This is a genomic window from Streptosporangium sp. NPDC002544 (genome assembly GCF_040295965.1).
Classification (GTDB): domain Bacteria; phylum Actinomycetota; class Actinomycetes; order Streptosporangiales; family Streptosporangiaceae; genus Streptosporangium.
Genome location: NZ_JBEOWJ010000006.1, coordinates 13,441 through 35,328, shown reverse-complemented (window position 1 = coordinate 35,328; position 21,888 = coordinate 13,441). Strand labels below are relative to the sequence as shown.

General features: G+C 69.7%; 22 protein-coding genes. 14 read left to right on the top strand and 8 right to left on the bottom strand.

Annotated features, from left to right (window positions below; all coding sequences use genetic code 11):
• Positions 1-66 precede the first annotated feature (66 nt).
• Entirely contained in the window at positions 67-1,248 is a 1,182-nt protein-coding gene (locus ABT061_RS10585; RefSeq protein WP_350914987.1) for a sensor histidine kinase, read from the top strand.
• Positions 1,249-1,326: 78 nt separating this feature from the next.
• Positions 1,327-1,989: a response regulator gene (locus ABT061_RS10580; RefSeq protein WP_350914985.1), complete on the top strand. Its 663-nt coding sequence runs from the start codon at positions 1,327-1,329 to the stop codon at positions 1,987-1,989.
• Here the strand turns inward: ABT061_RS10580 and ABT061_RS10575 are convergent.
• Positions 1,929-2,633, bottom strand: coding sequence for a hypothetical protein (locus ABT061_RS10575; RefSeq protein ID WP_350914983.1), 705 nt, complete (start codon positions 2,631-2,633; stop codon positions 1,929-1,931). The genes ABT061_RS10580 and ABT061_RS10575 overlap by 61 nt on opposite strands.
• A gap of 206 nt (positions 2,634-2,839) precedes the next feature.
• Here ABT061_RS10575 and gdhA point away from each other — a divergent pair, with 206 nt between their 5' ends.
• Positions 2,840-4,183, top strand: coding sequence for an NADP-specific glutamate dehydrogenase (gene gdhA / locus ABT061_RS10570; RefSeq protein WP_350914981.1), 1,344 nt, complete (start codon positions 2,840-2,842; stop codon positions 4,181-4,183).
• 194 nt (positions 4,184-4,377) lie between these two features.
• Here gdhA and ABT061_RS10565 read toward each other — a convergent pair whose 3' ends face one another.
• Positions 4,378-5,271, bottom strand: a complete 894-nt coding sequence (locus tag ABT061_RS10565) for a phosphotransferase family protein (protein ID WP_350914979.1) — start codon at positions 5,269-5,271, stop codon at positions 4,378-4,380.
• Between the two features lie 110 nt (positions 5,272-5,381).
• A complete protein-coding gene (locus ABT061_RS10560; protein ID WP_350914977.1) occupies positions 5,382-6,002 on the bottom strand; it encodes a hypothetical protein in 621 nt (206 codons plus the stop codon).
• A 430-nt stretch (positions 6,003-6,432) separates the two neighbouring features.
• Between ABT061_RS10560 and ABT061_RS10555 the strand changes: the two genes are divergently transcribed.
• Positions 6,433-6,627, top strand: a complete 195-nt coding sequence (locus tag ABT061_RS10555; RefSeq protein WP_350914974.1) for a DUF5999 family protein — start codon at positions 6,433-6,435, stop codon at positions 6,625-6,627.
• Between the two features lie 393 nt (positions 6,628-7,020).
• On the opposite strand, the gene ABT061_RS10550 is transcribed toward ABT061_RS10555, so the two are convergent.
• Complete coding sequence (locus ABT061_RS10550) at positions 7,021-7,701, bottom strand: hemerythrin domain-containing protein (protein WP_350914972.1); 681 nt, start codon at positions 7,699-7,701, stop codon at positions 7,021-7,023.
• A gap of 111 nt (positions 7,702-7,812) precedes the next feature.
• On the opposite strand from ABT061_RS10550, the gene ABT061_RS10545 reads away from it, so the two are divergent.
• The 8 genes from ABT061_RS10545 (at position 7,813) to trpS (ending at position 15,581) form a co-directional block, all read left to right on the top strand.
• Positions 7,813-8,907, top strand: coding sequence for a helix-turn-helix transcriptional regulator (locus ABT061_RS10545; RefSeq protein WP_350914970.1), 1,095 nt, complete (start codon positions 7,813-7,815; stop codon positions 8,905-8,907).
• 28 nt (positions 8,908-8,935) lie between these two features.
• Entirely contained in the window at positions 8,936-9,139 is a 204-nt protein-coding gene (locus ABT061_RS10540) for a DUF397 domain-containing protein (protein WP_350914968.1), read from the top strand.
• 135 nt (positions 9,140-9,274) lie between these two features.
• Positions 9,275-9,460, top strand: a complete 186-nt coding sequence (locus ABT061_RS10535; protein ID WP_350914967.1) for a hypothetical protein — start codon at positions 9,275-9,277, stop codon at positions 9,458-9,460.
• Between the two features lie 50 nt (positions 9,461-9,510).
• Entirely contained in the window at positions 9,511-10,437 is a 927-nt protein-coding gene (locus ABT061_RS10530) for a hypothetical protein (RefSeq protein WP_350914965.1), read from the top strand.
• 144 nt (positions 10,438-10,581) lie between these two features.
• A complete protein-coding gene (locus ABT061_RS10525) occupies positions 10,582-12,654 on the top strand; it encodes a DUF6421 family protein (RefSeq protein ID WP_350914963.1) in 2,073 nt (690 codons plus the stop codon).
• The gene (locus ABT061_RS10520) at positions 12,651-13,292 is read left to right on the top strand and encodes an SDR family NAD(P)-dependent oxidoreductase (protein ID WP_350914961.1); all 642 of its coding nucleotides are present in this window, start codon (positions 12,651-12,653) and stop codon (positions 13,290-13,292) included. Before ABT061_RS10525 ends, ABT061_RS10520 begins: the two co-directional genes overlap by 4 nt.
• Before the next feature lie 62 nt (positions 13,293-13,354).
• Positions 13,355-14,416 (top strand): threonine aldolase family protein, encoded by a 1,062-nt coding sequence (locus ABT061_RS10515; RefSeq protein WP_350915549.1) that lies wholly within the window; start codon positions 13,355-13,357, stop codon positions 14,414-14,416.
• 199 nt (positions 14,417-14,615) lie between these two features.
• Positions 14,616-15,581, top strand: coding sequence for a tryptophan--tRNA ligase (gene trpS, locus ABT061_RS10510; protein ID WP_350914959.1), 966 nt, complete (start codon positions 14,616-14,618; stop codon positions 15,579-15,581).
• A gap of 117 nt (positions 15,582-15,698) precedes the next feature.
• On the opposite strand, the gene ABT061_RS10505 is transcribed toward trpS, so the two are convergent.
• Together ABT061_RS10505 and ABT061_RS10500 are read right to left on the bottom strand one after the other, a co-directional pair.
• The gene (locus ABT061_RS10505; RefSeq protein ID WP_030921269.1) at positions 15,699-15,998 is read right to left on the bottom strand and encodes a DUF3467 domain-containing protein; all 300 of its coding nucleotides are present in this window, start codon (positions 15,996-15,998) and stop codon (positions 15,699-15,701) included.
• Between the two features lie 74 nt (positions 15,999-16,072).
• The gene (locus tag ABT061_RS10500; protein WP_350914957.1) at positions 16,073-16,711 is read right to left on the bottom strand and encodes a DUF305 domain-containing protein; all 639 of its coding nucleotides are present in this window, start codon (positions 16,709-16,711) and stop codon (positions 16,073-16,075) included.
• Positions 16,712-16,844: 133 nt separating this feature from the next.
• On the opposite strand from ABT061_RS10500, the gene ABT061_RS10495 reads away from it, so the two are divergent.
• The gene (locus tag ABT061_RS10495) at positions 16,845-17,561 is read left to right on the top strand and encodes a thioredoxin-like domain-containing protein (protein WP_350914955.1); all 717 of its coding nucleotides are present in this window, start codon (positions 16,845-16,847) and stop codon (positions 17,559-17,561) included.
• A 12-nt stretch (positions 17,562-17,573) separates the two neighbouring features.
• Here the strand turns inward: ABT061_RS10495 and ald are convergent, their stop codons facing one another.
• Entirely contained in the window at positions 17,574-18,692 is a 1,119-nt protein-coding gene (gene ald, locus ABT061_RS10490; RefSeq protein WP_350914953.1) for an alanine dehydrogenase, read from the bottom strand.
• Positions 18,693-19,494: 802 nt separating this feature from the next.
• Here ald and ABT061_RS10485 point away from each other — a divergent pair.
• The gene (locus ABT061_RS10485) at positions 19,495-20,454 is read left to right on the top strand and encodes an excalibur calcium-binding domain-containing protein (protein ID WP_350914951.1); all 960 of its coding nucleotides are present in this window, start codon (positions 19,495-19,497) and stop codon (positions 20,452-20,454) included.
• Positions 20,455-20,481: 27 nt separating this feature from the next.
• Here ABT061_RS10485 and ABT061_RS10480 read toward each other — a convergent pair whose 3' ends face one another.
• Complete coding sequence (locus tag ABT061_RS10480; RefSeq protein WP_350914949.1) at positions 20,482-21,858, bottom strand: NCS2 family permease; 1,377 nt, start codon at positions 21,856-21,858, stop codon at positions 20,482-20,484.
• Between the last annotated feature and the right edge of the window lie 30 nt (positions 21,859-21,888).

Genomic DNA, 21,888 nt, shown 5'->3' with positions numbered 1-21,888 from the left:
TGTGAGCGACTTGTCCGGGTGTTTTGTCCTATGGGCAAGACGGTCACCAAGCTTTAGTCTCCCCGCATGGCGGTTCTCCTCTCCCCTCTTCGGCACCTGCGTGCGGTGCCGAAGTTCGACTTGCTGATCGGCGCCGTGATCGTCGCCCTCGGCACGCTGGAGGCGTTCACCGTCGCCACCGAGTACGGCGCGACCGAGACGCCCGAGCTGTGGTGGGTCGGCCAGGCGCTCGTCACCGGCGCGCTCGTGTGGTTCCGGCGCCGGTCGCCGGTCGCCGTGTTCATCCTGATGATCCTTGCCCAGTACGCCTGGCACCGGCAGGGGTACGAACACTGTCAGATCTGGCAGCTCGCCTCCCTGCTGATCGTCTTCCACACCGTCGGTGCCGAGCTCCCCTTCAGGCCCGGGCTCGCCTGGGCCGTCACCGGCACCCTGGCGTTCGGCTCCGGTGCCGTCGACCATCGCCGGCTCCCCTTGGAGGAGGTCATCTTCCTGACCGCCCTCTTCGGCGCCGCCTACCTCACCGGCCTCGCCCTGCACGCCTATGTCGCCCGGGTACGCCGCCTGGCCGAGCAGGCCGTCCACCTGGAACGTGACAGGGAACGCGAGGCCGCCGAGGCCGTCGCGCGGGAGAAAGCCCGCATCGCTCGCGAGCTGCACGACGTGGTCGCCCACAGCGTCAGCATGATGGTCATGCAGGCCGGGGTGCTCCGCCGCTCGCGAGGCGGGGACGACGAGGCACTGCTGGGCATCGAACGGATGGGGCGCGAGGCGGTCGAGGAACTGCGCGTCATGCTCGGCGCGCTGCGTATGCCCCTGGACGAGAGCATCCCGCAACCCGGTCTGGACCTGCTGTCCGGCACCGTGGACTCGCTCGTCTCCTCCGGGCTGCGGGTCACCCTCGACGTACGGGGGGAGGTGGTGCGGCTGGCACCCGGGCTGGACCTGTCGGTCTATCGCATCGCCCAGGAGGCCCTCACCAACGCGGTCAAGCACGCCGGAGAGTCCGAGATCCGGATCACGGTCTCCTATCACCGGGACTCCGTGGAGGTGGAGGTCACGAACGGGAGTGGGAACGGCGGGACGTCCTCCGCGCTGTCGACGGGCAACGGCCTCATCGGCATGCGTGAGCGCGCCGAGCTCTTCGGCGGCACCTTCGAGGCCGGCCCGCGCCCAGAAGGTGGCTTCCGGGTCCACGCGTCCCTGCCGGCCTCGCTGGAGGTGCCGGCCGGTGAGCCGATCGTATGAGTGGAGCCGGCCGGATGAGCCGGTTGACGGACGGAACCATGAACGAGGCGCCGAGCCGCCTGGCAAGAAGGAGGAGAAGTGAGCATCCGTATCGTGATCGTCGACGATCAGGCGATGGTCCGCGCCGGACTGAAGCTCGTCGTGGAGAGTGAACCCGGCATGGAGGTGGTCGGCGAGGCCCCCGACGGGGTCGAGGCCATCGCCGTGGTCCGCCGCACCAAGCCCGACATCGTGCTGATGGACATCTCGATGCCCCGTATGGACGGCCTCACCGCCGCCAGGCAGCTCCTGGGGCAGCCGGAACCGCCGAAGATCGTCATGTTGACCACCTTCGACACCGACGAGAACCTCTACGCCGCGCTCCGCGCGGGGACCAGCGGGTTCCTGCTCAAGGTCTCGCCGCCTGAGCAACTGGTGGACGCCATTCGTGTCGTCGTCGCCGGGGACGCCCTGCTCGACCCGGCCGTCACCACTCGCGTCATCGCCTCCTTCGCGGGCCGTCATGATCCCGCGCCCCCGCCGCAGCTGGCCGACCTCACCCCGCGCGAGCTGGAGGTGTTGCGCTCCCTGGCCCGTGGCCTGACCAACTCCGAGATCGCGGGGAAGCTCTTTGTCGGTGAGGCCACGGTCAAGACCCATGTGGCACGGGTACTGATGAAACTCCATCTGCGGGACCGGGCTCAGGCGGTGGTGTTCGCGTACGAGTCGGGCGTGGTGCGGCCGGGGGTGACGGTCGGGTAGTAGGAGATCCACTCCTCGCGGCTCATCCGGATCATCTTGACGCCGAGCCAGCCCAGCGCGACCGCGGGGGCGACCCACAGCGGGACGGTCACCGGGCCGTACGGGACCAGCATCGAGCCGCCGTAGCCGATGCCGACGACGAGCGGCACCCACCAGTGCGCGAATCCCGCGCGCCAGACGCCGATCACCAGGACGGGCAGGCCGAAGATGGCGAAGAACAGCCAGGGCATCTGGAACCCGAAGACGACGCCGGGCAGGTCCAGCATCTCGTTGAGGATCTGCTGCGCCTGCTCAGGAGTGTTCCGCTGCCCGAGCCACCACTCCACCGGGTCGGTCATGAGCAGGCCCGACACGCTGATGTAGCCGAGGACGGTGAGCGAGCCCGCGATGTGGCCGAAGACCACCGCGCGGCGGCGCATCACATGCAGCAGGCCGAGGGCCGCGACGGCCATCAGCAGGTAGGCCCAGTGGTACATCACCGACTGGACCTGGGCGAGGGCGGGATTTTCCACGAAACTGACCGCTTCGCGCTCGTCGCCCCAGGTGCCGGGGTCGAGGATGACAGCGATGGCCTGGAGCAGTGGGGCGACGATCAGCAGCAGGCCTGATGTGATGCGCCGGAAGTCGGCTGAATCCTTGAACATGGCTTTTTCTTCCCGTGTGAGGCCGGGTCGGCCTTTTAACCAGGAAGGTAGGCGGCGGGTCCCCGCCGGGTCGTCCGTCGCCGGGCTGATCCGGGGTCCCTCTCGCGGGGTAAGAAGTTCTCACCGTGGGCCGGTGAAAGGTGTGAGAAGTGCGTCTCATAAGGTCTAGACCACAGTGTGTGGGCTGGCGATCAGAAAGATAAGTGATGTTGCACGAAAAACTGGACTCGATCTACGACAGTGTCCTGCGCCGCAACCCGGGTGAGATCGAGTTCCACCAGGCCGTTCGCGAGGTGTTGGAGAGCATCGGACCGGTCCTCGGCAAGCATCCCGAGTATGCCGAATCCAAGATCATTGAGCGGATCTGCGAGCCGGAGCGGCAGATCATCTTCCGGGTGCCGTGGGAGGACGACCAGGGTGAGGTCCACATCAACCGTGGCTTCCGGGTCGAGTTCAACAGCGCGCTCGGGCCCTACAAGGGGGGACTGCGTTTCCACCCCTCGGTGTACCTGGGCATCGTCAAGTTCCTCGGCTTCGAGCAGATCTTCAAGAACGGACTGACCGGCCTGCCGATCGGCGGGGGCAAGGGTGGCTCGGACTTCGACCCGAAGGGCCGCTCCCAGCGCGAGATCATGCGCTTCTGCCAGAGCTTCATGACCGAGCTCTACCGGCACATCGGTGAGTACACCGACGTCCCCGCCGGGGACATCGGCGTCGGCCAGCGCGAGGTCGGCTACCTGTTCGGCCAGTACAAGCGCATCACCAACCGGTACGAGTCCGCGGTGATCACCGGCAAGGGGCTCAGCTACGGCGGCGCCCAGGTCCGCACCGAGGCGACCGGTTACGGCTGCGCGTTCTTCGTCGACGAGATGCTGAAGGCACGCGGCACCTCCTTCGGGGGTAAGCGCGTCATCGTGTCCGGCTCGGGCAACGTCGCCGTCTACACGATCGAGAAGGTGCAGCAGCTCGGCGGCACGGTGATCGCCTGCTCCGACTCCTCGGGGTACGTCGTCGACGAGAAGGGCATCGACCTGGACCTGCTCAAGCAGGTCAAGCAGGTCGAGCACCTCCGGATGGACGCCTACGCCAAGCGTCACGGCGGCAACGTGTCCTTCGTGGCGGGGCGGAGCATCTGGGAGCTGCCGTGCGAGGTGGCGATGCCGTCGGCCACCCAGAACGAGATCACCGGCAAGGACGCCGAGTCGCTGGTGCGCGGCGGGTGCATCGCGGTCGGCGAGGGCGCCAACATGCCCACCACGCCGGAGGGCATCCGGGTGTTCCAGGAGGCGGGTGTCGCCTTCGGGCCCGGCAAGGCCGCCAACGCGGGCGGCGTGGCCACCAGCGCGCTGGAGATGCAGCAGAACGCCAGCCGTGACTCGTGGACCTTCGAGTTCTCCGAGCGCCGTCTCCGGGAGATCATGCAGGACATCCACGGCCGCTGCCTGGAGACCGCCAGGGAGTACGGCATGCCGGGCAACTACGTGGCCGGCGCCAACATCGACGGCTTCAAGCGCGTCGCCGACGCGATGCTCTCCCTCGGCCTGATCTGATCTGAAGTGTTCGCCGTGACCGCCAAAGGCGTCGGTCACCGGCACACCTTCCATAACCGGGCGCCGCTCCCATCGCGGTCCCGGACGCCGAGCCCGCTCCCCGTGCACCGGGATGCCGGCGGTGTCCTGAGTGGCCGTTCACCGGCGAAACCGCGAATACGCCGTTCTGATCATCGGAGCCCCGGTGGGGCGTTCTACGAGTGGAAGAGCCACTCCATCGCGGTGCGGGATTTGCCGACGTAGGCGTCCTGGCCGGTTTCGAGGCCGTAGGCCAGGTCCTCGAAGAGACCGCATCTGCCGTAGAAGACGGCGCGCTCGCGCAGGGCGGTGATGTCGCCGGGCCGGTAGCCGTCAAGGGCGGCGTCCAGGGCGGTGGGGCCGAGGTCGCGATACAGCAGGCCGAAGTCGTAGGCCGGGTCGACGATCGCGGCGTCGCTCCAGTCGATGACGCCGGTCACCGCACCCGTGGCCGGATCGACGAGAACGTGCTCGATTCCCAGATCGTTGTGCGAGAAGACCGGGGTGTATCCCCCGTCCGGGGGTGGGGTGTCCAGGAACGCCTGCACCGCCTGCCGGTGGGCCGCCGGGATCTCCCCGGAGATCGTCGGGTAGCTCTCCGCCGCCTCGTCCAGCCATTCGGACGGCGGCGGGTCGTCCACCTCCACCAGGCCGGCCAGCCGATCCACCGGAACGGCGTGCGCGGCGGCGAGCAGGCCGCCGAGCGTGGCGGCGACCGACGGGCCGTGGGTCAGCCGCTCCGACATGGGCAGGCCGAGCAGCGGCCGGCCCGGGAGCTTGAAGTAGGCCAGGCAGCCGTGCTCCGCGACCGTGAACCGCGGTTCGGGGACGGGCACCGGGGAGAATCGCGCGACGGCGGCCAGGAGACGGGCCTCGCGCTCCACGAGCGCGGCCCGCCGCGCCGGATCCGGCTCCTTGCTGAAGCGCACGATCAACTCGCCGTTGACCTCGTAGGCGATGTTGTCCTGGCCCTCACCGAGCGGTGTGACGGTCTCGACCCGGTAGCCGGGCAGGTGCTCGGCCACCGCGTCGCGGGTGTCCTCGGCATGGTCGCGGCTCTGGCTCTCCATGCCGCGACCCTACCGATCACGGCGTGTCAGGTGCGGGGCCGTGTTCCGCGAGCCTCCCTGGGTTGATCCTGCCCCTCCGCTGTCCTGCGGTCTCTGGGGCCGTGGTGCTCTCAGCTCGCGCCGGGGACGGTGACGTTCTTCTCCTTGAAGCCGTAGCCGTTCTGTGTCGCCTTCTGCTGCAGGCCGGTGAAGGAGTCCTTGGTGGCGGCGAGGTCGGCCTCGGTGGCGGTGCCGTTCTTCAGCTTGGAGGTCAGCCTGTCGAAGCTGGCGGTGACCGCCGTGACACCCTTGCACAACGTCGGGTTGGCCAGGGCGAAGCGCTTGGCGACCTTCAGCTCGTGAACGGTGAAGAGACCGGCCACGGCCGCCTTCGCGAAGGTCCGCTTCCGCTTCTCCGCCCCCGCCTTGAAGCCCCCGCTCCGCAGTGGTCGGTAGATGTAGCGGTAGAAGGCTCCCAGTGCGAGGCCCGCGTGCAACGCGAAGCGGGTCTTGGCGAACTTCTTGGCGTTGCCGGCGGCCGGGCACTCCTCGGAGGGGTACTCCTGGTCGCTGTCCGCCGCCGGTGGGGCGGTCGTGGCGGCCGGTGGGGCGGCGGCGGGTGCCGAGGTCGTGGCCACCATGGCACCGGGCCTCAGGTCGGCCGGCGTGTTGTCGCCGCAGCCACCCACCAAGGCCACGGCCAGCAGCACCGCCGCCGGGATGGCAAGGGATCGGGTCCCCCGTGCAAGCATTTTCCCCCCTGGAGAACTTCACGGTGCCGTGGTTCGCACCTTCCTCCGCACTCTACTCTCTGTAGTTGCTTCATTACTTTAAGTGAATAGTGTGGCTCTCCGGGGTGTCCCGAGCCGACGGCGCCGAACCGCCCCGTTGACGTGGCGGACATCATCACCAAGTACGAGGCGATTCGCGCCGGGGCACTTCCGCAGCGGGCGTCGCTGAAGCTGATCGAGGCCGTTGGCGCATTGCGGTTAGCGGGTATGCCGGGACTGCCGTTGGCACGGGGCCCAAATGGATGCTGCCAGCGCAGACGACGGGTGGCGGACACGGCATCGTAGGAAGTGAAAGCAGCCCACCGGACCGGAACGCCGGCGATGATCGTCCAGTCGGAACCGGAGGCTCTCGAAGTCTCTCCTGCGATCGTCAGGGATCGAGGTAACGGTCATGTGTCAGCACAAGCCTCCGTGTCCATCCGCGAACGCTCCGGACCACGACGCGGCCCGCCTGGTGGCGTTTCATCCGGAACAGGGATGGGGGCTGCTCTGCAACGGCGTGGTGCTGTTCGACGACACCGGCGAGCTTCTGCCCGACGGGCGCAGCATCCCCGCTCACCGGGGCTGCTATGTGCGGGCGGCCTGAACCCGTGTGCCGCAGGGGTTTCGCGGCGGGGTACGCGGTGCCCGGCCGGTCCGCCTTCCCGGCCCGGCCGGGAAACGACGTCGACCTGCTGTCGCGTTCCTGGGGCACCGACCGCACGCGCACGGGAGGGCCTGGAAAGGCCGTCTGGTTCGAGTTGCCCGCCCACCCGGCGCGTCAGGCCTCTCGACCGGCCATCCGCGATGAGACGACCATCTTCCTCCCCCGCGGAAACCGGCAGCCCGAACTGTACCGATCGTCGGAAAAGGAGTTCACGTGACGAGACGGATCCTTGTCGCCAAGCCCAGAAGGCCCCCTGCCAGGATCGGACTCGACCTGCGGACACCGGGCGGGCGGCGGCTGCCGTATTAGTGCTCCGTTCCTCGGAATAAGCGGTCACGCATGGAGATCACCGCTCGCCGGGGCCGTGGAGACGAGGGCGTGCAGCGCGGCCGAGTCGGCGGCGCCGAGCACGCGGTCGCCGATCGCGAGCACGCCCTTCACCACCTCCGGCGGAGCCGTGGCGGCCATCCGCCGGACGAGCCCGGTTCGGGTCGGTCGGTCGAGGGACGGCAACATCAGTTCCAGGCTGATCGTCTGGATCTCCGGCGTCGTCTCGGCCATGAACGCCGCCCGTGCCGCCGCGATCTCCTCGTCGGTGCAGCGGGCCCAGATGCGTGGCATCACCACGGTCTCCTCCTCGTGCAGGTGCGGGAGGTAGGCCGCGGTGAATCTGGCCAGGTCGCGGTAGAAGGCGAGGCCGGCCACCGGATCGGGCTTGACGACGAGCGCGTCGAAGCTCTCGGCCAGGTGCTGCTCCAGCTCCTCCAGGTCCGTGTGCTGCTCGGCGATCGCGTCGGTGGTCTGGTGCTCGTACGGGTCCAGGACGCGCAGGATGTGCCGGTCCTCGTGTTCGGTGTGCGAACGCAGCAGCGCCAGCAGGGGCTGCCAGCGCGCCGCCAACTGTTCGATGTCGTCGTCATCGGCCCAGTCGGTGGCGCCCGCCAGCATCGTGACCTCGAACAGGCCCCGGCGCAGTGCCTTGTGAATGTGGGTGAACAGGTCGTCCCGTTCCATGTTCGGCTCCTTCAGGTCGAATGCTGAAAAAGCTAGTAAGGGGCCGTCGGGGAGCGGTATCCCATGAACATGGGGGTGGTGAGGGGGCCACGTACGGGCGATCCTTTGAACATGGACCTGCACGAAGGGCTGCGCCGGATCGCGGTGCGGGGTGGTGACCTCACCGAGGTGCGCACGGAACTCGACCGGCTGTTGCGCCGGGTCATCGGGTACGACATCGCGGCGATCTCCACGGTCGACCCGGCCACCCTGTTGTGGACGAGCTGCTTCGTCACCGGGATCGGGCACGAAGGCGGCGCGGACCGCGAGCGCATCATCTTCGATCTTGAGTTCCGCGACGCCGACCTCAACGGCTACACCCGGCTGGCCAACGCCGCCGTGCCCGTCGCGGGGTTGCACCAGGCCACCGGCGGCCGGATCTCCGAGGCGGCGCGATATGAACCGCTGCTGCGTGAGCTCGGGATCTGCGACGAGGCCCGCGTGATGTTGCGGTCCCGCAACGGCTGCTGGGGGTCGCTGACGCTCTACCGGTGCACGCCGTCGCCGCCGTTCGGGGCGGCCGAGCTCGCGGCGTTGACCGGGGCGGTCTCCACCATCGCGGACCTGTTCCGGCTGACCCTGCTCCGCGCCGCCCTGGACGTCGCCGAGGGCATCGAAGATCCTCCGGGGATGTTGCTCGTACGCTCCGGTGGCGAGGTCGAGACGCTCAGTACCCAGGCGCGCACGTGGCTGGAGGCCATCGACGATCGGGGCCGCATACCGAGTGCGGTCAGGTCCGTCGTGGCCGCCGCCCAGGCCGGGAACGGCCCGGCCACTGCCGCCCTGCCGGCCCGGGGCGGAGGGTGGGTGATGCTGCACGGCTCGCCGATCGAGGGTTCGGCGGACCGGGTGGCCCTCATCATCGAGGGCGCCCGTCCCGCCGTGCTCGGTCAGATCATCGCCAGGGCCTACGACCTGACCTCGCGCGAGCGTGAGGTGACGGCGCTGGCCGCGCAGGGGCGCAGCACTCGCCAGATGGCCGCCGTGCTCGGCATTTCGCCGTTCACGGTGCAGGACCATCTGAAGGCGGTCTTCGCCAAGACGGGAACCCACAGCCGGGGTGAGCTGGTGGCCTCACTGCACACCCGCCACTACGCTCCGCGCGTGGCGGCGGGGGCGGCGCCGAGCCCGTACGGCTGGTACCTCGATGACGAATGTTCCGTCTAGGTGTACTGATCGCAGAGATGAGGGACCGGTGGATCAGGAACTGAGTGAGGCCACGTGGGTGAAGTCGCCGTTCTCGGGTGACAACGGCGGCGAGTGCGTGGCGGTCGCGAAGCTGTCCGGTGGCCGGGTCGGTGTCCGCGACAGTAAGGACCGGTCGGGTCCGGCGCTGGTGTTCACCCCGGCCGAGTGGGCGGCGTTCACCCGCTGGGTCCGCACCGACGACACCGTCTAGTTTTACAACGATCCGCAGCACGCCAGGCCCTCGCATCCAGCTGCGGGGGCCTGGCTGTCACGTGTCTCTACCAGGGCCTGTGCGGAGTACGGATCTTCACGCGAGTCGTCACGAACGCCGATCCGCTGCAAGACCGTGACCATCGACGAAATCGACGCCGGGGTCACCTGTCCCGACCCCACCTGTGTCCGGTCGCCGAGCCTCGGGCTGGAGGTGACGCTGCCCCTGGATCGCCTGCCGCACCTCGCCCGCCACGGCACTGATCACGGCGATCGCCGGCCCCAACCCGGCTCCCAGTGGCTCGCAAGGGCGGGTTCCTAGCGTCCGCCCGGTAAGAGTGATCGAGCCTTGCGGGAGCGGGACGCGTGGACATGAGGTTGTTGCTGGGGCTCGACGGGCCGGACCTGTCCGCGTTGGCACGGGCCGTCGTGGGCGTGTTCGGGCCGGGTTGGCCGCCCGACGCGAAGTTCTCCGTGGACTTCGCGGACGAGGTGCCCGGTGCGGACTGGTTGGAGCGCTTCGCCGCCCGCCAGGAGAAAGGGGCGGAGAGCGCCGTCGGGTGGAACGGTGCCGGGGAGCCCTTCGCGTTCAACATCGGTAACGCCATCGTGAAGGCGGGCCGCGACGGCGACTGGACCGCCGAGTCGCTGCTGGAGGTTCTGGAGGACCTGCCCTTCGCCGTCGCCTCCACCGGAGGCGTCCATCACTGGACCGGCAACGGCGGCTTCGCCGATCTCCACTACAGCCACGGGTGGGCGTGCGCGTTCAGGGGAGCGGGCCACGACCGCCTGCTGTCGCGGCGGTGGCTGGAGCACGGCCCGTGGCGGCTCCTCACCCGTGGGGACATCACGCTGGTGCAGTTCCACGATCTGGCCGCCGACTCCGAGACCGCGCGGCGGCAGGCCTGGCCGGGACACGAACTCCTCACGGCGGGGGTCGGCTACGTATCGCCCCTGCCCGGCGGAGCGCGGGACCACCCGTGGCCGAAACGCCGGAGCGGGTTGCGGGGCCTGTACGACGCCGACACGCGGACCCTGCGGATCGTCGTGCACGGCCGCGCCGTGCACGACGCCGAGATGCGCGACGCCCGCCTGGCCGTACTCGAAGACTCCGGTGACCCGCCGATCGCCGGAGTCGCGTACGTGTTCACGGAGGAGGTGGTGGCCCGCGTGCACCTGCACAGGCTCTGGCTGCACGAGTTGGAGTGCTGGACGGTCCGCCACGGCCGTGAGGTCCGCCTTGACGAGGACTACCGGCCCGCGCGCACCCCACCGCGATGGGCGGCGGCACCGACCTGACCCCGCCCCGCGCCGGGACGCCGGTTCTGCCCGCCCCGCGAGGCGCCGATCTTCCAGAAAGCCCTCTGCGTAAGAGATGTGTCAAAAATGGGATGGATTGTGTATATTTTCCGTTGCTAGCTCTTGCTTGAAGGAGGATTTATCGTGACAGCTCTGCCGCGGGTACTGTTCGATGAGGCTCACAGCGAGTCGTGGACCATCCGGCGGGACGTGGCCGAGACGATGAATCCCGGCCATCCCGACGACAGCAGCTACGCGCGCGCCGCGCAGCTGCTGCGCCGGCTGGGGCACACCGTGGACGCGCACACAGAGGGGCCGCTCACCCCGGCCCTGCTGAGCGCGCGGGACGTGCTGGTGATCGCGCACCCCGCCGACGGGCGCTGGGAGCGGACCACCGGGCTGGGCAGCCCCGTCCTGCCCGTCGAGGAGCTGGACGCGATCGAGGAGTACGTCGCGGGCGGCGGCGGGCTGGTCGTGCTGGCCGAGTACGAGCAGGAGAAGTACGGCAGCAACCTCACCGAGCTGCTCGCGCGCTTCGGCGTCGGGGTCGAGCACACCCTCGTCCACGATCCGCAGAGCGCCCACAACGGCGTGGCCGCCTGGGTCATGGGTGCCCCGCGAAAGATCGACGTCGCGGGCCAGGACCTGCTGGCCGGAGTGCGGAGCGCCTGCTTCTACCGGGCCGGGGTGCTCACCGCACCCGAGGACGCGGCGGTGCTGTTCGAGACCTCGCCCACCGCGACCCCCGCGGGCCGCCCGCTGGCGGTGGCCGTACGGCACGGCGAGGGCCGCGTGGTGGTCGTCGCCGACTCCGACCTGTTCGGCGACGACTCGATCGGCGACCACGACCACGCCGTGCTCTGGGGCAACCTCGTCACCTGGGTCGCCCGCGTCCCCGCCCCGGTCGAGGCCAGGCGGTCCGAGGCCCGCGCCGCCTTCGAGGACCTGAAGCGGGCGATCGAGAAGCTGCGGCCGATGCAGGCCAAGGACGGCTCGGTCGAAGGGGACCACGCCAGGGCCGTCGAACTGGTCGCCGAGATCGTCGAGTGCGTCGAGCGGCTCGCGCCGCGCTTCCCGCACGACGCCGGCTACCTGGCCGCCGTGGTCGCCGACCTGCGCAAGTGGGCGGACCAGGGCCTGGGCGTGCCCGACTTCCTCGACTCGCTCGACGCCTTCCACCCCGACACCCAGCGGGTGGACGGCCTGGAGCACCTCGTGCTCTTCCCGATGTACACCCAGAACGGCACCACCTCCCGGCACATCGAGGCCGTGTGGATCCGGACGATCTGGCCGGAGTGGCTGGCCGAGCTGGAGCGGACCCGCTACGACAACCCGATGTTCGTGCCGATCGCCTTCGAGGACTTCACCTCCGGCTACGACACCAACTCCGCGGTGCTCTTCCCCGAGACCGTCGCGGTCCGCCAGACCCCGGCCCGCTTCACCTGGGGCGGCATCTTCGCCGACCGCGAGGCCGCCAGGTTCCGCGTGGTGAGCGGGGCGGCGGCGGACACGCTCAAGCTGGCGCTGCCGCCGGACGCGGCCAGGCTGATCGCCTCGCAGGAGCTGGCCCAGGACACCTTCGTGCTCTGGGACCTGATCCACGACCGCACGCACAGCCACGGCGACCTGCCGTTCGACCCGTTCATGATCAAGCAGCGGATGCCGTACTGGCTGTACTCCCTGGAGGAGCTCCGCTGTGACCTGACCGCGTTCGGCGAGGCGGTGAAGCTGGAGAAGGAGGGTGTGCCGCACGCCCGCTACGTCCAGCTCGCGGTGCTCTTCGACCGGCTGTTCCGCTTCCCGATCACCGGTGACCGCGTCCGCAACTACGACGGCCTGGGCGGGCAGCTGCTCTTCGCGTACCTGCACCGCAACGACATCGTCCGGTGGACCGACAACCGGCTGAGCGTCGACTGGGACCGGCTCGCCGGGGGCGTGGCCGACCTGCGGGGCGAGGTCGAGAAGCTCTACCGGGACGGCATCGACCGCTCCAAGCTGGCCCACTGGCTGGCCGCCCACCAGCTGGTCGCCACCTACGTCGAGCCGCACCCCGCCTCGGTCTGGGCCCGGGGGGTGGAGGCCCTCCCCGTTGAGGGGTTCCCCAAGGCCGTGGTCGACGCGGTGTTGCCCGACGAGTTCCCGCTGAGCATGTTCTACGAGGCCCTGCGTCGTAAGCTCACCGATGTCATCGACTCCACGAAGGGCATCCGAGCATGATCATCCTTGTCACCGGCGCGGCCGGTCCCGCCGGTCAGGCCGTCGTCCGCAGGTTCACCGGCCAGGGGCACACGGTGATCGGCGTCGACAGGAGCGGTGCCGACGGAACCCTGGCGGTCGACCTGCTCGATTTTGACGCGGTGCGGGGTCTCGCGCGGGATGTGGCGGCCGAGCACGGTCACCTGGACGGGATCGTGCACCTGGTCGGCGGCTGGCGCGGGTCCAAGACCTTCGCCGAGACGTCGCTGGATGACTGGGCGCTCCTGCACGACCTGCTGATCCGCACCCTGCAGCACGTCACGCTGGCCTTCGAACCGCTGCTCAAGGCCGGCGAGCGCGGCCGGTTCGCCATCGTCTCGGCCAAGACGGCCGAGCACCCGGGGCAGGGCGACGCGGTGTACGGCACGGCCAAGGCCGCCGCCGAGGCGTGGACCCTGGCCTTCGCCGACGCGCTGAAGGACACCGCCTCCACCGCGAACATCCTGGTGGTCAAGGCGCTCGTGCACGACGGCATGCGCGCGGCCGCCCCGGAGCGGAGGTTCCCCGGCTTCACGGACGTCGACGACCTCGCCGAGGCGATCGACAGGCTCTGGGAGACCGACGCCAACGGCACCCGGATCGACCTCACCGAGGGGTGACCCGTACGGCGGCCACGAAGAAGCACGACGGCGCCCAGGCGCCGAGCAAGGGGAAACAGCACGTGACGGACGCCATCCGCAGGCATGACCCGCTGGTGAAGGGCTTCGCCAGCGACAACTACGCCGGGGTACACCCGGAGATCCTCCAGGCGATCGCGCTCGCCAACGGGGGACACCAGACCGCGTACGGCGACGACGTCTACACCGAGGCGCTGCAGGAGATCTTCAAGAGGCACTTCGGCCCCGCGGCCGAGGCCTGGCCGATGTTCAACGGCACCGGTGCCAACGTGGTCGCGCTCCGCTCGATGACCGCCCACTGGGAGGCGGTGGTCTGCGCGGAGTCGGCGCACATCCACACCGACGAGGGCGGCGCCCCCGAGCGGTCGGCGGGGCTCAAGCTGCTGCCGGTCGCCACCCCCGACGGCAAGCTCACGCCCGAGCTGATCGACAGGCAGGCGTGGGGCTTCGGCGACGAGCACCGGGCCCAGCCCAGGGTCGTGTCGATCACGCAGACCACCGAGCTGGGCACGCTCTACACGCCCGAGGAGATCAGGGCGATCTGCGACCACGCCCATGAGCTCGGCATGGTCGTCCACCTCGACGGCGCCCGCGCGACCAACGCCGCCGCCGCGCTGGACGTACCGCTGCGCGCGTTCACCACCGACGCGGGCGTGGACGTGCTCTCCTTCGGCGGTACCAAGGCCGGCCTGATGTTCGGCGAGGCGGTCGTGGTGCTCAACCCCGACGCGGTTCGCGGCCTGCGCTACCTGCGCAAGAGCGCCATGCAGCTCGCCTCCAAGATGCGGTTCGTCTCGGTGCAGTTCGAGGCGCTGCTGGCCGGAGACCTCTGGCTGCGCAATGCCCGCAACGCCAACGCCATGGCCCAGCGGCTCGCCGAGGCGGTGCGGGACGTGCCCGGGGTGGAGATCCCGAGGCCGGTGCAGGCCAACGCGGTCTTCGCGATCCTGCCCGGGGACGTGACCGAGCGCCTGCAGAAGCGCTTCCGGTTCTACACCTGGAACGAGGCCACCGGCGAGGTCCGCTGGATGACCGCGTTCGACACCACCGAGGCCGACGTGGACGCGTTCGCCGCCGCGGTGGCGCAGGAGATGGGCACCGCCTGATCATGATGGGCAAGGAGTAAGGGGAGCGCTTATACTCGCGGGTATGAGCAAGCACAGTCTGGGTCTGTGGCGGGCCGCTGAGAGGCGGATCCGCTAGCCAGTCCCGACTGCGCACAGAAACGGCCGCCGTTCACCGGCGGTCGTTCTTGTTTTCCCGTACGGCCGGTGCGCGACGGTCCCCCTTCCACGAGGAGTGACCATGACAAAGCGCGTCTTCACCGCTTTCAAACCGACCGGCCACCTCACGCTGGGCAACCTGCTTGGCGCGATCATGCCCGCGGTACGGCTCCAGGACGAGGCCGACTGCGTCTACGCCGTCGCGGACCTGCACGCTCTGACGATCAAGCACGACCCGGAGCAGCTCCGCGCCCGCACCCGCGAGGCGGCGACCCTGCTGCTCGCCTGTGGCCTTGACCGCTCTCTCGTCTACATCCAGTCCCAGGTGCCCGCGCACACCGAACTGGCCTACCTGCTGGAGAGCACCGCCCACTTCGGCGAGATGCGGCGGATGATCCAGTTCAGGGAGAAGTCGGCTGGGCAGGAGGAGGTCCGGCTCTCGCTGCTCACCTACCCCGCGCTGATGGCCGCCGATATCCTGCTGCACCGGGTGGACGTCGTGCCCGTGGGGGAGGACCAGCGCCAGCACGTGGAGCTGACCAGGGACCTGGCCCTGCGGTTCAACCGCCTGTACGGCGAGGTCTTCACGGTGCCCGAGGCGGTGCAGCCGCAGGTCGCCGCCAGGGTCATGGACCTGAGCGATCCCACCTCGAAAATGGGCAAGTCGGATGGCTCGGCCGCGGGAACCGTCTATCTGCTCGACCAGCCCGACGACATCCGGCGCAAGGTCATGCGGGCGGTGACCGACTCCGGCACCGAGGTCCGCCACGATCCGGTGGGCAAGCCCGGCATCTCCAACCTGCTCGCCCTGCTCGCCGCCTGCTCGGACCGGCCGATCGAGTCGTTGTCGTACGGGTCGTACGGCGCGCTCAAGCGGGATGTGGCCGAGGCGGTGGTGGAGAGGCTGCGGCCCGTCCAGGAGCGCTACACCGAGCTTTCGGCGGACCAGGCCGAGCTGTCGCGGCTCCTGTCGGGCGGGGCGGCGCTGGCCACCCGGCGCACCGCCGGCCTGCTGGCCGCGGCCCGGCAGGCCATCGGCCTGCCATGAAGGCGGCCTGAAGCCGGGTCTCGCCCGCCGGCTTCGGCCGCGTCCCGGGTCCCGGCGGGTGGGACTCCCCGGGCACGGGGCGCGGTGGACCGGATCCGCCACCCCGGCGGGCCGGGCTCAGTTCTTCTGGCCCGTCTCGTGCTCGTACGCGGTCAGCTGCTGTTCGAGGGCCTTCATCAGCTCGAAGACCTGGCTCGGGGGGATGCGGATCCGGCTGACGATCCGGGTCGGCACGCTCACGAAGTGATGCCCCGAGGAGGGGTCGTTGGCCAGTTGGGGTGGCCTGGTGATCACCGCGAAGTCCAGGACGAACCCATCCTGGGTGTGCCACACGGAGGCGAAGTTGGCGTACTGCCCCATTTCTACCTCGGCGGAGATGCTCACCTCCAGGCGGTTCTCCGGCTCGTCGTTCACCATTCTCTTTCCTCCGGCCAGGTTGACTCCATGCTGCCCTGGCCGGAGACCGGCCACACAGGGACGCGCCGACGCTATTAAAGGATGGAAGGCAGCCGCTGGGCGCCGCGCTGCCGCAACATGTCGGTCATCAACTCGATCTCGCCTGTCTGGCCGTCGACGATGTGCTGCGCCATGGTGGCCACCTCGTCGCGGTCGGACAGTTTCAGCAGCCCCCGGCCCATCTGCACGCCGCCCTCGTGATGGCGGATCATGAGCTGCAGGAAGAGGATCTCCTGGTCCTTGCCTGTGGCCTCACGGAGCTTTTTGAGCTCGTCGTCGGTGGCCATACCGGGCATCGCGGCGGAGGCGCCCGGCGTTACAGAGTGGCCGCCGTGACCGGCCATCCACGCCATGACCGGTCGCTCCGTTGACTGGTTCAACCCCCACTGCTGCAGCCAGCCCGTGAAGATGCCGCGCTGGGCCGTCTGGGTGACGATGATGTCGTAGGCCAGCCGCCGGAGCGCCTCGTCCTCGCTCCCGTCCCTGGCGATGAAGGACATCTCGACGGCCTGGGCATGGTGGACGGCCATGTCGCGGGCGAATCCCGCCTCTGCCGAGGCGTCGGTCGGGGATGCCGTCCTGCCTATGACGAACAGCAGCGTGACCGCCACGGCCAGGACACCGAGCAGGCCGCCGAGCAGGACGCCGCGCCTGGACTTTGCACTGTTTTTCACCGGAGTTTCCATTGCCTGCCCAGCGTACCCACTGCCGCGAATCATCGCTGTATCACGTGTTATGAGCCCTTTATTCTCCACATACGCCGGTAGGGCATAGGGTGACCGGAGTTGTTTGCTGGCTGGAGGGTTGATGACCAAGGAAAAGGCGCAGGCGAGGCGAGAGCACCTTGCCCGGATGCGTGCGGAGCAGCAGCGCAAGGAGCGCAGAACGGCCTTCCTGATGTGGGGGGCCGGAGGCCTCGTCGTCGTTCTGCTCGTCGGGCTCGTCGCCTTCTACATGGTCAACGAGCGGGCCGCGACCTCGCTGGACAACGTCATCAGCGCGAAGTACGTCGGCAGCCAGCACACCCAGACCAAGGTGACGTACAAGGAGAGCCCTCCGCTCGGGGGTGAGCACAACCCGGCCTGGCAGAACTGCGGTATCTACGACCAGCCGATCAACAACGAGAACGCCGTCCACTCCATTGAGCACGGCGCCGTGTGGATCACCTACCGGCCCGACCTGCCCAAGGCCGAGCTGGACACGCTGAAGGAGCTGGCGTCCAAGGACTACATGCTGCTGAGCCCGTACCCGGGGCTGCCCGCCAAGGTCGTGGCCAGCTCCTGGAACAAGCAGCTCAAGCTGGACAGCGCGGATGACCCGCGGCTGCCCAAGTTCATCACCAAGTACAAGAACGGCCCGGACACCCCCGAACTCGGTGCCGCCTGCAGCGGCGGCGTGGGCAGCACCACCGCCGAGGCGCCCATCCCGGCGAGCGCGCCGTCCACGGATCCCAGCCAGAGCGCTCCGGCCAGCGACGCTCCGGCCACCGACGCCCCGGTTCCCAGCGCCACCCCGGCGCCCTGACCAGGTCCTGATCTAGGCCCGCAACGCCCACTCCGGGGGCACCGCCTCCAGCCCGTGAGCCTCGGCCACGGGCCGGTTGGTCAGGTGCCCCTCGTGCGTGTTCAGGCCCCGTGCCAGCGCGGGGTCGCCCAGCAGGGCCTCCCGCCAGCCCAGGTCGGCGATCGCGAGGGCGTAGGGGACCGTCACGTTGGTCAGGGCGTACGTCGAGGTGTGCGGGACCGCGCCCGGCATGTTGGCCACGCAGTAGAACACCGAGTCGTGCACCCGGTACGTCGGATCGTCGTGGGTGGTGGGCCGTGAGTCCTCGAAGCAGCCGCCCTGGTCGATGGAGATGTCCACCAGGACCGAACCGGGCCTCATCCGCGAGACCAGGTCGTTGTCGACCAGCTTGGGGGTTCTCGCGCCCGCGACCAGCACCGCGCCGATGACCAGATCCGCGTCCAGCACCGCCCGTTCGATCTCGTAGGCGGTGGAGGCGACGGTCCTGCAGTGGCCCCTGTAGATCATGTCCGCCTGGCGGAGCCTGTCGATGTCACGGTCCAGCAGCAGCACCTCCGCCTGCATGCCCAGCGCGATCACCGCGGCGTTCATACCGGAGACCCCGGCACCGATCACGACCACGCTGGCCGCGTGCACGCCGGACACCCCGCCCATCAGCACGCCTCGCCCGCCGCCCTGGCGCATCAGGTGATAGGCGCCCACCTGCGGGGCGAGCCGTCCGGCCACCTCCGACATGGGGGCCAGCAGGGGCAGCGAGCCGTCCGCGTTCTGCACCGTCTCGTAGGCGATGCCGGTGATCCCCGATTCGAGCATGGCCCGGGTGCAGGCCGGCGACGCGGCCAGGTGCAGGTAGGTGAAGAGCACCTGACCCTTGCGCATCCGGTGGTACTCCTCGGCGACGGGCTCCTTGACCTTCAGGACCAGGTCGCCCTCGGCCCACACGTCGTCCGCGGAGTCCAGGATGGTCGAGCCCACGCGCCGGAAGTCGGCGTCGGGAATGGCGGACCCCACCCCGGCGTCCTTCTCGACGAGGACCTCGTGGCCGTGCCGGATGAGCTCATGGGCTCCGGCGGGAGTCAGGGCCACACGGTACTCGCGATTCTTGACCTCGCTGGGAACAGAGATCTTCACGGCTCCTCCAGGGTGGGCACGTGTCCTCTTCTTCACGTTGCGTTCCCCGAAAGTGAGTAATCACGCGCAAGGTGGCAGGAAAGGGGCGGCGCCGGTGGCGTACCGTCAGCGGTTCGTCGACGCCCGGCCTGTCGGCGTCCATCCTGACTTGCGGGGTTACCGGCTTCCCGCGCTGATCGATAGGCTCGCCGCGAACAGATGCGAGGAATACGGGGATATGACGATGGGGATGCACGCGGGGCAGGGTGGGCCGCCCGTACCGCAGGGACCTCCAGCAGGGTCTGACGAGCCCGCCGGCGCGTCATGGGGACCCTCATCCTCCTACGACGCCTTCACGCCGCCGGAGCGCCGTGACGCTTTCACCCCGCCCGAGCGCCGTGACGCCTTCACGCCGCCCGAGCGTCCCGCCCCAACCGGACGCCACGCCCGTGGCCCCTGGGAACCGGGCGCTGAGCCCCCCGGCGAACCGGGGCCCGGCGGCCCTGATTCCGGTGGTTCCGGCCCCGCTGGTCCGAGGCCCGGCGATCCCGGCTCCGAAGGTCCGGGTCCCGGTGGTTCGGACCCCGGTGACCCGAGGTTCGCCGGCCCGGGTTTCGGCGACCGCGGACCGGATGGCCCAGGTCAGGGCGTGCCAGGTCAGGGCGTGCCAGGTCAGGGTGTGCCGGGGCCGGGCGGTCAGGGTCCAGGTGGTCAGGGGCCGGGCGGTCAGGGGCTGGGTGGCCCCGGAGCGGGCGGTCCGGGAGTGGGCGGTCCGGAGGCCGGTGGCAGGCAGGCCGGAGGTCCGCCGAACGGGGCGCCGGGGATGCCCAGGGCGAGCCGGATCACGACCGCGATCCTGTTGACCACCCTGGTCGTCGTCGTGCTGATCACCGGCGTGCTCGGCACCATCGCGGTGCTCATGACCCGCAACCCCGACATGCCGCTCGGCGCCAAGCCGCCCAGCCGGCTGGCGGTTCCCATCCACTTCGCCCCGGTGACCGAGGCGAAGGCCGGAGCCTGCACGCTTCCGGAGACCTACCCCGACGACCTCGGGCAGAACTGCTACTCGGTCGCCGCCGGGGTCACCGTGAACGCCGTGCGGAAGATCGAGGCGATCAAGGAGAAGAACGGCACCTACTCGGTCAGGATCGCGTTCGCGCCCACCTTCCGCGAGCAGATCACCGACCTGACCGAGGAGGTGGTCAAGGAGGACGACCCGGTCAGGCAGCAGATCGCGATCGTCGTGGGGGAGAAGGTGGTGGCGGCCCCCCGGGTCGCCCAGGCGATCACCGCCGACAGCCTGAGCATCGCCGGCTCCTTCACCAAGGAGCAGGCGGACGCGATGGTCGTCCGGCTGCTCGGCTCAAGCGGCAGCGGCACGGAGGCGACCGCCGACCCCCGGCCGGACGACACGTCGGTCTTCACCCCGCCGGCCGATCCGGCCACGGACCCGCAGCCCAACCAGCCGGTGAGCCCGTCGAACAACGGCGTCCCGGACACGACCAACCCGGCGGGGACGGACCCGGCCGCGACCAATCCGCCAGGGACGGACCCGGCCGCGACGACCCCGCCGGGAACGGACGCCGCCGCCACCAACCCCGTCACCCGGAACACCGCTCCGGCCACGTCGGGCGACGGAGACCTCGACCCCAAATACCGCACCTGCAAGGAGGCGAACGACAACGGCTACGGCCCGTACCACAAGGGGATTCACAAGGAGTACGACTGGTACATCGACGGGAACAAGAACGGGATCGCCTGCGAGCTGAACGACAGGTCCTGAGAGCGGCCCCGTGCGATCCGGGCCGGCTCAGAAGAACAGCGTTCCGATGCCGTCGACGCCGAAGTAGATCGCGAAGATCAGGCTGACCGCCCAGAGCAGCCACGGGATCCTCCGGGCCCGGCCGAGGGCCGCCTGGATGACGGTGTAGGAGATCACGCCCGCGCCCACCCCGTTGGTGATGCTGTAGGTGAACGGCATCAGCACGATCGTCAGGAACGCCGGGATCGCGATGCCCAGGTCCTCCCAGGGCACCTTCCTGACCTGGGTCATCATCAGCGCGCCCACCAGGACCAGCGCGGGCGCCGCCGCGGCGGCGGGGACGACGGTGGCGACCGGGGTGAAGAGCAGGGTCAGTGAGAACAGGGCACCGGTGACGACGGACGCCAGGCCGGTCCTGGCCCCCTCACCGACCCCGGCCGCCGACTCCACGAACACCGTGTTCGCCGAGGAACTCGTGAGCCCCCCGATCGCCGCGGACACGCCGTCCACGGTGAGGATCGCTCCCAGCCGGGGCACCCGGCCCTGCTCGTCCACCAGGCCCGCCTCGTCGCTCACCCCGATGATGGTGCCCATCGCGTCGAAGAGCCCCGACAGTACGAGCGTGAACAGCACGATGGTGGCGGTCAGCGCACCGGCGCGGGCGAATCCGCCGAACAGGTCCACCTGGCCGACCAGCCCGAAGTCGGGCGCCCCGACCACCGCTTCCGGCATCCGGGGGATCACCACGCCCCAGAGCTCCGGCGGGACCGTGGTGAACGTGTCGACCACGACGGCGAGCACGGCGGTGATCACGATGCCGATCAGGATGGCGCCCCGGGTCTTGCGCACGAAAAGGGCGATCATCACCAGCAGCCCCAGGCAGAACAGCGCCACCGGCCAGCCCGTCAGGCGCCCGGTGGTGCCGAGCTGGACCGGCGACCCCGTACCCCTGCCGACGAAACCCGCGTCCACCAGCCCGATCAGCGCGATGAACATGCCGATACCCACGCTGATCGCGTGTTTCAGCGCCAGCGGGATGGAGTTCATGATGAGCTGCCGCAGCCCGGACACGGCCAGCAGCACGATCACCAGCCCCTGCAGCACGACCAGCCCCATCGCCTGAGCCCACGTCATGTGCGGCGCGGCCTGGTAGGCGACCACCGCGTTCAGCCCGAGCCCGGTCGCGACCCCGAGCGGTGCGTTGCCGATCACTCCCATGAGCAGCGTGCTCACCGCCGCCGCGAGGATCGTCGACGTGGTCAGCTGCTGGGTCGACAGCCTGGCCCCCGTGACGTCCGTCGCCCCGCCCAGGATGATCGGGTTCAGCAGGATGATGTACGCCATCGCCATGAAGGTGGTTATCCCGCCCCGGAGCTCGCGGCCGACCGTCGTCCCCCTGGCCGAAAGCTCGAAGAAGCGATCCATGGTCTCCCCTCCGGACGTGGAGGGGATGGG